Source organism: Embleya sp. NPDC050154, from assembly GCF_044460165.1.
Taxonomy (GTDB): Bacteria; Actinomycetota; Actinomycetes; order Streptomycetales; family Streptomycetaceae; genus Embleya.
The window spans coordinates 148,672-161,778 of record NZ_JBITJP010000024.1 but is presented as its reverse complement, the minus strand read 5'-3'; the positions used below and the strand labels follow the sequence as shown (position 1 = coordinate 161,778).

Below are 13,107 nucleotides of genomic sequence, written 5' to 3'. Positions count from 1 at the left end.
TCCGACGGGGGACTGTGTCGACCGATTGGATCCCCGTGTCATGAACGTGGTGAACGTGTTGGGCCCGCCGCGAATAGCGTCGGGCATTCTCGCCGCCGCGCCGGTGGCCATCCGATGACCGCGCATTCGCGCGCCGTTCTCGGGCGCATCATCGACGACCTCGGCTCCACGTTGTTCGAGGTGGCGGCCGGCAAGCCGGATCCCGACCGCGAGGTCACCGGAGTGCTCATCCACGACCCGCACGACGAACCCTCGCACGCGCCCGGCGCGGTGGTCCTGGGCGTCGCCGTCTACGGATCGCCGGCCATCGTGACCCTGGTGCACCGCGCGGCCGGCCTGGCCGCGCCGGCCGTCGTGGTGCGCGGCCCCATCGTGGTGGACGCCGAGATCGAGGCGGCCGTGGCGAGCACCGGCGTGGTCGTCCTCGCGCTCACCCCCGGTGCCTCCTGGTCCCAGGTCACCACACTGCTGCGGGCGCTGCTCGCGGTGGACGAGGTGGGCACCGCGCAGACCGGCGAAACCCTCGACGGCGCACCGGCCGGTGATCTGTTCGCGCTGGTCAACGCCATCGCCGCGCTCCTGGACGGGCCGGTCACGGTGGAGGACCGCAGCGGGCGGGTGCTGGCCTTCTCCAGCCGTCAGGACGAGGCGGACGAACCCCGGATCGCCACCATCCTGGACCGCCAGGTACCCGCGGAGATGTTGCGCATCCTGGAGGAACGCGGCGCCTTCCACGCCCTGTACCGCAACGAGGGGCCGCTGTACCTGGCCGGTGTCTCGGACCTGCCCCGGGTGGCCATCGCGGTCCGGGCCGGCGACGAGATCCTCGGCTCGATCTGGGTCGTGGTGCGCGCACCGCTGTCCGCCGAGTTGGAGCGTTCGCTGACCGAGGCGGCCAAGGTGGTCGCCCTGCACCTGCTGCGCCGCCGCGCCGGCGCGGACGTCGAGCGCCGACTGCGCACCGACCTGCTCGCCACCGTGCTCGAAGGCGGCCCCGCGGCGGTCGACGCGGCCGGCCGACTGGGTCTGGCGCACCAGCCCGCGTGCGTGCTCGCGCTCGCGGTGGTCGGCGACTCGGCACCCGCGGAGCGCACCGCGGAGGAACACCGGATCGTGGACGCGCTGGCCCTGCACCTGGCGGCGGTACACCCGCGCACGGCCACCGCGCGGCTCGGCGGCTTCACCTACGCGATCCTGCCCACCGAGTCGGACGGCAGGGCGGTCCGGCTGGCGGAGGAGTTCCTGGCCCGGATCGGCGGCCGGATCGAGGCCGTCGTGGGCATCGGGCGGGTCGTCGCGCGCGAGGTGGACCTGCCCTCCTCCCGCGCGGACGCGGACCGCGCGCTGCGGGTGCTGCGCTCGGGCCGCTCGTCGCTGCGGGTGGCCCGACTGTGCGACGTGTACGTGTCCTCGCTTCTGGTCGACGTCGCCGACCGGGTCGCGGCCACCGACGACGCACCGGCGGGGCCGGTGGCCCGGCTGCGCGCCTACGACGCCGAGCACGACACGCATCTCACCGAGACCCTCGCCGCGTGGCTGGACACCTTCGGCGACGTCACCGCGGCCGCGGCGGCCGTGCACGTGCACCCGAACACCTTCCGCTACCGGCTGCGCCGGTTGTCCGAGGTGGGTGCGATCGACCTCGCCGACGGCGACGCCCGCTTCGACGCGATGTTCCAGCTCCGCCTGCACGGCGTGCACCTGAACGGTTCGGCGCAACGCGCGACGGGCGCCGTGGGGCGGCTCACTTCGTCCGCGACGGTGCGGGGGCCGGGGGTGTAGGGCGGGTTCGGGCGCGGGGCTCCGTGCTCACCTGGGCCGGCGGTTCCGCCCGATCAGCCATCCGATGAGCGCCCCGACCACGAAGGAGCCGGCCAGGACGAACCAGAGCGGGGCCTCCACCTCGGGAATCCAGAAGCGGATCGAGGTGGTCCCGGTATTGGCCAGGACGAACCAGACGCTCAGCGCGATCACCACGACGATCACGATCTGCCGCATGGTGACCCGCGAGCCTCGCTCCGCCGTGCCGTGCTTCGAGGTCTTCGCCATGTTCGAACGCTAGGCCCGGCGCGGCCCGGGCGCGCCGTGGGCGAGCCGAACGGGTGGCCCGGCTCCGTCCGCGTGCTCAGCCGCCCGCTCGCTCGGCCTCCAGCAGGAACAGCGCCGCGTCGCCGGCGAAGGACGCGTCGACATGGGCCTCGATGTCGACCGCGAGACGCTCCAGCGCGTCGACGAAGGCGCCGTGCAGCCGATCCGGCGCGCGCCGCGCCACCGGATAGCGCTCGCCGGCGGCGTCGTACGCCTCGGCGAGATCGTCGGTGTACAACAACACGCGCTCGCCGCCGCCGGCCGCGACAATCAGCTCCGTCGGCCGCAGGCTGCCCGGGGTCAGCGCGCCGATCGGCGGGGTGGTGAAGGCCGGTTCGAGGCCGAGCACCTGCCGGCCGACGACCAGGAGCGGGGCCGGGTAGCCGCGATTGACCAGAGCGAGCGAGCCGGTCCCGGCCGCCTCCTCGACGTGGCCGATCAGCAGCAGTCGCACCATGGAGCGATGGCCGCGCAGATGATCCTCGCGCAGGGACATGGCGATCCGGTGCGCGACATCGGGCAGCTCCGGTACGTCGGGCGCCGCCGCAGCGAAGGCGGCGACCACGTCCGCCGTCAGGTCGGGGGCGCACAACGGGTCGCCGGACACATCGCCGAAGAGCACCCGGGGGCCGAACGGCGTGTCCAGGACCCGACCGAACCAGGTGCGCGGGCTCGCGGACGGCGCCGCGGCGATCCGCCGGGTGGCCACTCGCAGCCCGGTGGCCTCGGCCACGGTGGTGGTATGCGGGTGCGGCTCGACGTCCAGCGCCGGCGAGGCGCCGGAGGGGCTGCCCGCCCCGGTGTCGTCTGTACTCACGGGAACTCCTCGCCGATGGGTCACCCGACCAGATTCACCCCACCACCCCCACCTGAAACGAACCCCGACCGACACCCCACCGCATCCCGGTAGAGACGCCGGGCACCCTTGCCGCATCCCCGGGGCGCCGGCGTTCCGTGCCCCCACTTCGACGCCATCTACGATCGGCCGGATCCGCGGGGCTTCTTTCGGGCGCTCGGGGCCTGGGAGTACCGGACGCCGCATCACGCCCAGGAGATCTTTCGCCGCCTGATCGCACCCGGATCAGTCGAAGCGGATGTGCTTGACACCGGTCCAGGCCCGGCGGAGCCGACCGCGCAGGGGGCTGTCGGTGTTCGGGGCCAGGGTCAGACCGGCCGAGTGGGCGATGCGATCGGCGACCCGGGCGACGTCGATGTGGTCGGTGTGGATGTGCTCGGCGAACTCCGGGTCGACCAACCGCTCCAGGCACAGGTCGAGCCGGGAGACCGCGAAGCTCTCCCGACGCAGCGGCGCGTCCTTGCCGCCCACGACCCGGACCGCGTGCCCGAAGCCGCGTTCGCGCAGTCGCCGCAGCACCGTCGCACGCTCCGCCAGCAGTGCGAAGTGCCGCACGTCGTGCCCGCGTTCGCGCAACCGCCCGACGATCTCCCGGAAGTAGCCCGGATCGACCACCGTCATCGGCGCGATCACCGGGCCGTCGTGCCTGGTCAGCGTCAGGTCCAACATCTCGAACACGCCCTGGCGCCAGGCCGGCAGATCCTGGAAGTCGCCGCGCAGCGCCGGCGGCAACATTCGGTGCAGGCCGAAGCCGACCTGCTCCGGGTCGCAGACCACGCTGCCACGCAACCGTCGTCGCAGTTCGTACGCGGTCTGAGTCTTGCCGCCCCCGAACGGGCCGTTGATCCACAAGAGCATGTGCCGACCCTACGGCCTGTCCTCGTTTGCGACGTCCCCGATCCCGACCCGGTGCACCCGGTCCGCGGGCTGCGGATGGGGTCATCGGGCGGGATCACCGGGGGGTGGGTCACAGGTAGTGGAACGTCGGGTGGGGGTGCATCAGGAAGTCGTGGTGGGAGATGTTCCACGCGTACGCGCCGGCCAGCGCGAAGGCGATCCGGTCGCCGACGCGGAGTTCGGTGATCACGCGGTCGCGGGCGAACACGTCCTTGGGGGTGCACAGTTGACCGGTCAACGTGACCTGGGTGTGGTGGATCTCCGGCCGCGGCCACGAGTGCGGCCACGGGCTCGTGGTCGGCACGACCACGCACGGCTGGTCGTGGCCCCTGGCCGCCGGGGTGCGCAGGTGGTGGGTTCCGCCGCGCAGCACGGCGAAGGCCCGACCGCGGCTGTGCTTGAGGTCGAGCACCTCCGTCGCGTACCAGCCGGAGTAGGCGGTCAGCGCCCGCCCCGGTTCGATCCGCACGGTCAGGTCCGGGCGGTCGGCCACGAGCCGGTCCAGGCCGGCGCCGAAGCGGGCCCAGTCGAAGCGGGCGGCGGGGTTCGTGTAGTCGACCGCCATTCCGCCGCCGATGTTCACCTCGGGCCGGGTGATCCCGTGCCGGTCGGCGATGTCGCGGGCCCAGGCGAGGACGCCTTCGGCCAGGGCGAGTTGGCGGTCCGCGTCCAGGCCGCTGGCCAGGTGGGCGTGGATGCCCCGGACCCTGACCCGACCCGCGTCCGGTCCGCGGAGCACGTGCAGGCAGGACTCCACGTCGTCCGGGTCCATGCCGAACGGTCCGGGATCGCCGCCCATGGTGAGCGCCGCGCCGCGCAGGACGTCCGGCCCGAGCGGCAGGTTCACCCGCAGCAGCACGTCGACGTCCTGGTCGGGCCGTGTCCGGGCGGCGAGCGCGACGAGTCGGCGCGCCTCGTACGGACTCTCGACATGAAAGCGTCCGACGTCCAGGTGCAGCGCGGCGGTCAGTTCGTCGACGGTCTTGCCGGGGCCGCCGAAGGCGACCGGCATCGTGGGCAGATGTGCCCGTACGTGCGCGAGTTCACCGCCGGAGGAGACCTCGTAGCCGTTCACGTCGCCGGCGAGCGCGGTCAGGATCTCCGGCGCGGGATTGGCCTTGGCCGCGTAGTACAGCTCGACCCGCGCCGGCAGCGCCGCGCGTACCGAGGCCGCGTGTGCCCGCAGGTGGGTGGTGTCGTGGATGTAGGCGGGGAGTTCGGCGGAGTCCAGATCGGCCACGCGGGTCCGTACGGCCGGTGTGATCATCGTGCGCTCCGGGCGGGTGTGCGGGCGGCGGTGTCGGGCCGGGACGCGGCCAGCGGCGAGGGGATGCGGACGTACTCCGCCTCGCGGTCGGCCCGCCGTTCCCAGCGGGCGAGCAGATTGGCCTTGGCGGGAAGCGGAGCGCCCGCGAGCAGCGCGCGCAGCGGCGGCGGTTCGCCGTGTTCGGTCGCGCAGTCCGCCAGGACCGCCCGCACCCGGGCCCACAGGCGGGTCTCCAGCCGTGGGTACAGGTCGGTCAGCGCGGCGAGGAACTCGGCGATGTTGTTGACCAGCAGGCAGTAGGCCACCCGATCCCAACCGCGCCGGGCGCTGTACGTCATGGGCTCGGCGACCGAGGGTGGCAGCGCGGACAGGGTGGCCGCGTGCGGCCCGGGAAGCAGCTTGGTGCCCTCCATGTCCCGGATCAGTACCTGGCGGGGCCGGCCGGCGTCGTCCACCGCGAGCAGCACGTTCTGCAGATGCGGCTCCAACACCACGCCGTGCTCGAAGTAGGCGGCCAGCACCGGCGGCACCAGCAGCCGCAGGTAGTCGTCCCACCAGCGGATCACCGCGTCCGGCCCGGCGCCGTCCAGCAACCGGGACACGTGCGCGGACCCGGTGGGGTACTCGGCGGCCACGGCGCCGGCCAGCAGCGCCGTCGTGCCCGGCCGCAGCAGCGGGTCGAGACCGTCCCGGACGATCACCCCGAAGCCTTCGAGCAGTTCCGGCGCGACGGCGGCCGACAGGCTGCGGTACGCGGGTTCGCCGAGCATCGCGAAGTCCGGCCGTCGGGCCGCCGTTCGGGCCAGGATCGGGCCCAGCGCGCGGGTCAGCGCGACCGCCCCGGAGAGTTCGTAGGCGGCGTTCCTGCGCACACAGTTGGTGATCCGCACATTCAGACTGAACTTGAGGAAGGCGCCCGCGCCGGCGAGCGTACGCACCGACGCGGTCGGAGTGAACGAGTCGCCGCGCGGGCCCAGGTCGAGCACGTCGCCTCGGTCCAGCGCGGCCCGCAGGCGCGGGTGCTCGGCGAGAAGTTCGTATTGCCACGGGTGCGCGGGCAGCAGTGTGTATCCGGCCGGCACCGGGCCCAGCCGGTCCAGCACGGCCGTCGCCGACTCGGTCAGCCGTTCCTGCGCCACCAGTTCGTTGCGCACCGCCAGATGCCGCAACCGGAACGCGGCCCGGGCCTCGGGCGCGTAGGCCGCCCACGCGGCCGGGTCGGCGCCGCGCGCCTTGGGGGTGGGATGGAAGCGGTGTCCGAACAGCAGGGCCTGCTCCGAGTCGAGGTAGCGCGAGGCGGGTCGTGCGCTCCGGCGGGCCAGTCCCGCGCGCACGCCCGCGTGGCTGGACGCCAGTTGGTCCAGGAACTCGTCGTTGCGCACACCGGTCCGCAGGCCCAGTTCGGCGTGCACGCGCTCGGCCACCTCGGGCCAGGTCAGCACGTGCCAGGTGGAGCCGCGCAGTTCGGCCACCGGGCCGGTGAAGCGATGGTCGCCGAACAGCGAGGCGCGACGCAGGCGGACCCGCAACCGGGTGCCCGAGCGGGCCAGGTGCAACCGCAGGTGCCCGCCGTCGCCGGGCTCGACCACGCTGCGCCCCTCCGGCCGGCAGACCTCCCGATGCAGGCAGTTGAGCAGGGTGTGCACGACGACCTCATCGGCAGTGGGCGGGGCGGGTGGCGCCTGGCCGGTGTGCGCGGGGTCGGTTCGGGGTTGCGCCGACGGCAGCGGCATGGGCGACTCCAACGATTCGAGGGCGAGGCGCGGTGCGCGGTGTACGGTCGGGCGGATCGACGGTCGCGGTCGATCGCTAGGTCGAACGCTGCGCACCACGAAGGTAGTTCGGCCCGGTCGTGTAGTACTTGTTGATATCGGCCGCGCCGGAGCGCTCCTTGGTGAGCAGCGTGCCGGCGGTGATCATCGCCTTGACCGGCAATCGTTGCCCGTCCAGTGCGCGGCGCCGCAGCTCCGGGGGCGCCAGCACGGCCAGCCGCTCGCGCACCAGCCGCAGCAGTCGGTCCCGCTCCGGCGGGGGCAGCGCGAACGCGAGCGCACCGGCGCACAGATGCACGGTTATGGTGAGGAACAGGTCGACGAGCGGGCCGTCGTCGGCGGTGTAGGTGCGCGCGTCCTCGAATCCGCCGTGCGGCAGCGGACAGCGCGCCGGATTGACGCGCGGGCCGTCGTTGTCCTTGAACAGCAGGCGAGCCGGCTGCTCTTGGGTCAGGACCAGGGACAGGTTCTGCGGGTGTGATTCGAGCGCGATGCCGTACCGGAACAGCGTGGTCTGCCAGTCCAGGAGCAGCGTGAGGTAGGCGTCGAGCAGCGCGAATCGATCGCCCGCGTGGAATCGCTCGGCCACCCGGTCCAGGACCAGGGTGCCGTCGGGTCCTCGGGCGAGCAGTGCGGCGAGCGGCAGCACGAGGGTGTGCTCCAGGTCGGGCGGATGCCGGCGCACCAGCACGCCCAGCAGTTCGTGGTCCGCGTGCAGGTAGCTCTGTTCGTCGGCGAGCAACACCCGGTCGCGAAAGCGTGGTTCCCGGCGCAGTACCTCGGCGAGCAGTCGTCGGCCGGCGGCACCGTCGACCAGGGTGCCGGGTTTGATGGTGCGCCGGTTGCGCACGCCGAGGGTGGCGATCGGCAGCGGGAGCTTGAGATGCACGGCCGGGTCGCGGGTCACCGCGACGGTGCGCATCGACAGGGTCGGGCGCACGTCCAGATACGCCCGGTCGGTCGGCACGGCCGGGTCCGGGAGCCGGTCGAACGTCAACGGGTGCACGGGCAGGGCGAGATGGCTGCCGGCGAGGTCGGGCCGGCCGAGGTCGGCGGGGGTCGGCCACCAGGGCGGCAGGGTCCCGGCGCGGGTGGTGGCGTCGTGCGGGAGCAGGGCCCAGCGCAGACGGAAGCTCGGGTGGTGTTCGGGCGCGTACCGGCGCAGCGCGGTCTCGGTCAGGCCGGAGCGGGCGCGCGCGGTGGGGTAGAGCGGATGGTCGACGTGCGCGGCCAACGTGTCCAGGGCCGGGCCCGAGCCGAGCCCGGTCCACGCGCTCGGGTCCGGGCCGTACCGGTCGGCGAGCCCGGCGCGAACGGCCGGGCCGGTGTGCGCGAGCAGTCGGCCGGCCCGGGCGGCCTGCCGGCATTCCTCGGCGAAGTCGTCGAAGCCGGACCGGTCCCGCGGATCCGCCCAGTCCCGCAGGATCGCGAGCAGTCGGTCGGTGTCGGTCACACGCGCGCCGTCCCGCGACGCCACCAGGAGCGGCGCGCGGGCGGCGTACTCGCACTGGAACCCGTCGGCGCGCACCGGCAGCAGCAACGCGTCGGTGCCGGTCCGCGCGGTCAGTCGCAGCCAGGTCCCGTCCGGTCGTTGTTCGGGTACGGCGGTGCCGCGCAGGCCCAGGACGTCCTCGCGCAACACGGTGTCCAGCACCCGACACAGCAGCTCGCCGTCGAAGCCACCGGGCCCGTCGACCGCACAGGCGGCATCGGCCGGATGGGCCGCGGCCGTGTGGAGCGGCGGTTCGCCGGCGGCGGCGTCGAGCGGCGCGTCCGCGCCGGCCGAGGGTGGCGGCGGTTCGCCGGCGGCGTGTTCGGTCACGGCGTGATGCTCCACTGCCGGCCGGTCAGGAAGTCCTCGGCGGCCCGGTCGACGGCGGCCCGGTCGGTGCCGATGGTGCGCAGCACTCCGAGGTAGTCCCGGTTGGACCCGTACACCGGGTGTCGCTCGCCGATCGCGCGCAGCGGGTGGTAGTCCACGCGGGTGTCGCCGGCCGGGTCGGAGCGCACGCGGTCCGGGCCCGCGGTGAGGGTGCCCGCACGGTCGGCGCACGGATAGTCCACCCGGGCGTGCCGGCCGGCGCGCGCGCCGAGGTCGGCGGGCAGGTCGATGCCCAGGTGCACGCGCAGGATGTGCTCGAACAGCGGGATGCCGAGCACGTCCCGCAGCAGCAGGTCGCATTGGTCGCCGATGGCACGGTAGTTGACCTCGATGATCCGGGGTCGCCCGTCCTGGACCACGAATTCGGTGTGGCACGCACCGAAACCCACTCCCAGCGCGTGGAGTTGGGTGAGCACGGCGGCGGTGGTCGCGGCGGGCGGTTCGGGCACCAGATCCAGGCGTGTCTCGACGAAGTACGGCGGTGGCGACAGTCGGGTGTGGAAGCCGCCCAGGACCCGGATGCCGTGCCGATCGCCGAGCGTCTCCAGGGTGTGCAGTTCTCCCGGCAGGAACTCCTCGACCAGCAGCGCCGCCGCCGGTCGGCGGGCCTGGATCTCGGCGCAGCGCTCGAGCAGTTCCGCGTCGTCGGTGACCAGGACCACGTCCTCTCCGGCGACGCCCTCGCGCGGTTTGACCACGCACGGATACGGCGGTGTGAGGTCGAACAGGTCGGCGACCGGCTGCCCGGGCGCCAGTTCGGCGGCCCAGACGGTGTCCGTGCCGGTATCGGCCAGTCGGCCGCGCATCCGGGCCTTGTTCTTGGTCCGCAGCGCGGCCTTCCAGTCCTTGGCCGGGAGGTCGAAGTAGGAAGCGGCGAGGGCGGCTTGCACCTGGAGGTGGTCGCTGTTGGTGAAGATCGCGTCCGGACGATGTGCGCCCGAGATCCGGTCTATCACCGCGCGGAAGTCGCGGACGTCGCAGTCCAGCACCCGCACCCCAGTGAGCGCGGCGCACAGTTCGCGGTGTCGCGCGGCGTGCGCGGGGTCGGCCAGCAGGGTGACGTGCAGTCCGAGGCGATGGGCGGCGGGCAGGAATCCCTCGGTCACCGAGTCGGTGGGATTGAGCGCGAGCAGGTACAGCCGCATGCGTGATCGCTCCCCCTGGGACATGTCGACCCGGACACGGCGAACCGGGCACCTCGACCCGGGCACGTCGAACGGGAACATCGACCGGAGCGTCGATCCGGACCCGTCCACCCGGACGCCCCACAACTTAGGGTAGGCATACTTGCCGGCCAAATCCGGTCGGTCCCAGGGCCGTTCGGTGCGCCCCGGGAGTTCCCGGCTTCGTCCGGCGCGTCGGCGGCGGCCGGCGGGAGTCTGTGGTTAGGTTAACCTAACCGCGACATCGTCTCGGGTCGTCCGTGGCCGACCGTGTCCGAGAGGGCGAGTTCCAATCTCCACCGAACGTGAACGCCGGGCGCAGCTCTACCGGCCCTTCCAGCTCACCGTGGTCCGCAATACGCCGATCACCCGCAACGCCACCCGGATCACCCTGACCGGCCCCAGGTTGGCGCACTTCGTCCCGGGCGGGCCCGACCAGCGGGTCAAGCTCTTCGTGCCGCGCGAGGGCCGGCCCGCGTCCCGGATCACCCGGGACGACCTGACCTGGCGCGAGGCGTGGACGCGGATCCCCGAGGCCGACCGGCCGTACCAGCGCACCTACACCGTGCGCGCGCACCGGTCGGATCCGGTCGAGATCGACATCGACTTCGCACTGCACGCGCCGGGGGGACCCGCCTGTCGCTGGGCCCGCGCCGCGCGTCCCGGCGACGCCATCGAGCTGCTCGGGCCGACCGCCGAGCGCAACGGCGGCTACAGCTTCGAGCCGCCCGCCGGGCGCCGGCTGCTGCTGGCCGGTGACCACGCGGCGCTGCCCGCGATCGGTTCCATCGTCGAGTCGCTGCCGCCGGACGCACGCGGGCACGTCTTCGTCGAGGTGGCCTCCGAGGCGGATCGCCAACATCTCGCGGCGCCGCCCGGGGTACGGGTGGACTGGATCCACCGCGGCGACGCACCGGTCGCCGAGAACCGGTTGCTGGACGCGATCCGCGACGCCCACCTGCCGGTCGAACACGGTTACGCGTGGCTGGCCGGTGAGGCCGGTCGGGTGCGCGCGCTGCGCCGCCACCTCAAGGACGAGCGCGGCATGGACCACCGCTCGATCGCCTTCATGGGCTACTGGCGCATGGGGCACACCGAGGAGACCGCGCACACCGAGCCCACCGCCCGCGCCGAACCCCCGGTGGCACAAGCGGCGCACTGACGTACACAGCGCACCGTCGGCATGCCGAGGGGGAGGCCGACCACACGCGCGCCGAGCGGCACGCGGAGCGGAACGCCGATCAAGCGCGTCGAACGACCCATCGACAGGCGCACCGCGCGTCGGCCCACCCATGGTCGGCCGCTGCTCACCGGTCTCGTGCCGACCAGGTCCGCTCGCCGCGCATCCGCCGCGCGATGACCACAAGATCGATCCAGGCGATCAACGCCGTCACCGCGCACGCGATCGCGGCGACGATCCACAACGTGCGCACCTCGCTCGTGGCATCCGTCGAGGCCGCCCACGCGCACAGCGCACAACCGACCACGAAGAACGGCAGCGCGATCCTGGACATGACCCTGCGTGCGGCGAGGTCGCTGCGTGGATGGGCCGCCTCGCTGCCGGGAGGGCGCTTGGCCGGAGCGCGATGTCGCGCGTTCATACCTTTCGCATACCCGACCACCGAACCGGTACGCGAATCGCGGCCGATGCCGTCCGCGGCGTTTGCGGGCGCCGGCGCACGAGAGGAGCCTGGAAGCGTACGCGACCGAGTCCTCATGAGTGCCCGTGGTGAGCGCCGAACACGGTCCGTACGCGAGACCGGGTGAGATCGATGCGCATGTTCCTCCAAGCACGCATGGACACCGAGGCGGGCAACCGGGCGATCGCCGACGGGTCGTTGGCCAAGACCATCCAGGCGATCGTCGGGCGACTACACCCCGAGGCGGCCTACTTCACCGCCGTCGAGGGCGACCGCTCGTGCCTGTTGGTCTTCGACATGCAGGACTCGTCGCAGTTGCCGGGCATCGCGGAGCCGTTCTTCTCGATGGGCGCCAAGGTGAGCGTCAAGCCGGTGATGAACCTCGAAGACCTGCAGAAGGGTCTGGGCGCGCTCGACGGCTCCGCCCGATAGGGTCGGACGGGCGAGCCGACCGGGTGATCCGCGCTCCGGCGGTCGCCGGACGCGGGGGGACTACAGGTGTTTCGGGTCGCCGTCATCGACGACTACCAGGGGCCGGCCGCGGCGCTCGACTGCTGGTGCAAACTGCCGGAAGGCACCGAGGTCGCGTTCTTCCCCGACCACGTGACCGACGCCGAGGCGCTGGTCGAGCGGTTGGCGCCGTTCGACGCGGTGATCGCGATGCGCGAGCGTACCCCGTTTCCCGCCGGGCTGCTCGCGCGACTGCCGGGCCTGCGGCTGCTGGTCACCACCGGGATGAACAACGCCGCCATCGACATCGAGGCGGCCCGGGCGCAAGGCGTGACGGTGTGCGGCACGCGGTTGTTGCCGCATCCGGCGGCCGAGTTGACCTGGGCGCTGATCCTCGAGTTGGCCCGCCGTACCGGCGCCGAGGAGACGAGCCTGCGCGCCGGCGGATGGCAGTGCGGCATCGGGTCGGACCTCGCCGGATCCACCCTCGGGGTGATCGGTCTGGGCAAACTGGGCGCGCGGGTGGCCACGATCGGCGCGGCGTTCGGGATGCGGGTACTGGCCTGGAGCCAAAACCTGACGGCCGAGCGTGGCGCGGAACTCGGTGTGGAGGTGGTCGCCAAGGACGAACTCTTCCGCCGCGCCGACTTCGTCTCCGTGCATGTGCGCCACAGCGAGCGGACCAGGTCCCTGGTCGGCGCGGCCGAACTCGCCCTGATGCGCCCCACCGCGTACCTGGTCAACACCTCCCGGGCCGCGATCGTGGACCGAGCCGCCCTGCTCGCCGCGCTGCACGAGGGTCGGATCGCCGGTGCCGCGCTGGATGTGCACCAGGTGGAGCCGCTGCCCGCCGACGACCCGATCCTGGACGCCCCCAACACCATCCTCACGCCGCACATCGGCTATGCGACCCAGGGCAACTACACGCTGGCGTACACCGACGCGGTCGAGGACATCGCCGCGTTCCTGGCCGGCCGACCGGTGCGCGAGTTGTAGTCCCGGCCCCGGCGGAGCGCACGATCACCGTTCACCGATTGTCCTGTCGGCCGTACAGAGCGTCACCTCGGCTCGTTCGAGGGCAGGTGCCCGGGC

At 73.0% G+C, this 13,107-nt stretch carries 12 protein-coding genes; 4 read left to right on the top strand and 8 right to left on the bottom strand.

Going from position 1 to position 13,107, the window contains the following annotated elements:
• Nucleotides 1–114 precede the first annotated feature (114 nt).
• Complete coding sequence (locus tag ACIBSV_RS38430) at nucleotides 115–1,782, top strand: PucR family transcriptional regulator (protein ID WP_395871568.1); 1,668 nt, start codon at nucleotides 115–117, stop codon at nucleotides 1,780–1,782.
• A 27-nt stretch (nucleotides 1,783–1,809) separates the two neighbouring features.
• Here ACIBSV_RS38430 and ACIBSV_RS38425 read toward each other — a convergent pair whose 3' ends face one another.
• The 7 genes from ACIBSV_RS38425 to ACIBSV_RS38395 all read right to left on the bottom strand — a co-directional run bounded on the left by ACIBSV_RS38425 (nucleotide 1,810) and on the right by ACIBSV_RS38395 (nucleotide 9,907).
• Nucleotides 1,810–2,049, bottom strand: coding sequence for a lipopolysaccharide assembly protein LapA domain-containing protein (locus ACIBSV_RS38425; protein WP_395871566.1), 240 nt, complete (start codon nucleotides 2,047–2,049; stop codon nucleotides 1,810–1,812).
• A 76-nt stretch (nucleotides 2,050–2,125) separates the two neighbouring features.
• A complete protein-coding gene (locus ACIBSV_RS38420; RefSeq protein ID WP_395871563.1) occupies nucleotides 2,126–2,905 on the bottom strand; it encodes a SpoIIE family protein phosphatase in 780 nt (259 codons plus the stop codon).
• A 264-nt stretch (nucleotides 2,906–3,169) separates the two neighbouring features.
• Complete coding sequence (locus ACIBSV_RS38415; protein ID WP_395871561.1) at nucleotides 3,170–3,802, bottom strand: AAA family ATPase; 633 nt, start codon at nucleotides 3,800–3,802, stop codon at nucleotides 3,170–3,172.
• A 109-nt stretch (nucleotides 3,803–3,911) separates the two neighbouring features.
• The gene (locus ACIBSV_RS38410) at nucleotides 3,912–5,108 is read right to left on the bottom strand and encodes a type III PLP-dependent enzyme (RefSeq protein ID WP_395871559.1); all 1,197 of its coding nucleotides are present in this window, start codon (nucleotides 5,106–5,108) and stop codon (nucleotides 3,912–3,914) included.
• Nucleotides 5,105–6,841 carry an IucA/IucC family protein gene (locus ACIBSV_RS38405; RefSeq protein ID WP_395871556.1) on the bottom strand — a complete coding sequence of 579 codons (1,737 nt, stop codon included), beginning with the start codon at nucleotides 6,839–6,841 and terminating at the stop codon, nucleotides 5,105–5,107. The genes ACIBSV_RS38410 and ACIBSV_RS38405 overlap by 4 nt, the downstream gene beginning before the upstream one ends.
• 76 nt (nucleotides 6,842–6,917) lie before the next feature.
• The gene (locus ACIBSV_RS38400) at nucleotides 6,918–8,702 is read right to left on the bottom strand and encodes an IucA/IucC family protein (protein ID WP_395871554.1); all 1,785 of its coding nucleotides are present in this window, start codon (nucleotides 8,700–8,702) and stop codon (nucleotides 6,918–6,920) included.
• Nucleotides 8,699–9,907, bottom strand: coding sequence for an ATP-grasp domain-containing protein (locus tag ACIBSV_RS38395; protein ID WP_395871552.1), 1,209 nt, complete (start codon nucleotides 9,905–9,907; stop codon nucleotides 8,699–8,701). Before ACIBSV_RS38395 ends, ACIBSV_RS38400 begins: the two co-directional genes overlap by 4 nt.
• Nucleotides 9,908–10,271: 364 nt before the next feature.
• On the opposite strand from ACIBSV_RS38395, the gene ACIBSV_RS38390 reads away from it, so the two are divergent.
• Nucleotides 10,272–11,087 (top strand): siderophore-interacting protein, encoded by an 816-nt coding sequence (locus tag ACIBSV_RS38390; RefSeq protein WP_395871550.1) that lies wholly within the window; start codon nucleotides 10,272–10,274, stop codon nucleotides 11,085–11,087.
• Between the two features lie 145 nt (nucleotides 11,088–11,232).
• Here the strand turns inward: ACIBSV_RS38390 and ACIBSV_RS38385 are convergent, their stop codons facing one another.
• A complete protein-coding gene (locus ACIBSV_RS38385) occupies nucleotides 11,233–11,526 on the bottom strand; it encodes a hypothetical protein (RefSeq protein ID WP_395871548.1) in 294 nt (97 codons plus the stop codon).
• Nucleotides 11,527–11,697: 171 nt separating this feature from the next.
• Between ACIBSV_RS38385 and ACIBSV_RS38380 the strand changes: the two genes are divergently transcribed.
• Together ACIBSV_RS38380 and ACIBSV_RS38375 are read left to right on the top strand one after the other, a co-directional pair.
• Nucleotides 11,698–11,997: a hypothetical protein gene (locus ACIBSV_RS38380; RefSeq protein ID WP_395871546.1), complete on the top strand. Its 300-nt coding sequence runs from the start codon at nucleotides 11,698–11,700 to the stop codon at nucleotides 11,995–11,997.
• A 66-nt stretch (nucleotides 11,998–12,063) separates the two neighbouring features.
• Nucleotides 12,064–13,011, top strand: a complete 948-nt coding sequence (locus tag ACIBSV_RS38375) for a D-2-hydroxyacid dehydrogenase family protein (protein WP_395871544.1) — start codon at nucleotides 12,064–12,066, stop codon at nucleotides 13,009–13,011.
• The last annotated feature ends 96 nt before the right edge of the window (nucleotides 13,012–13,107 follow it).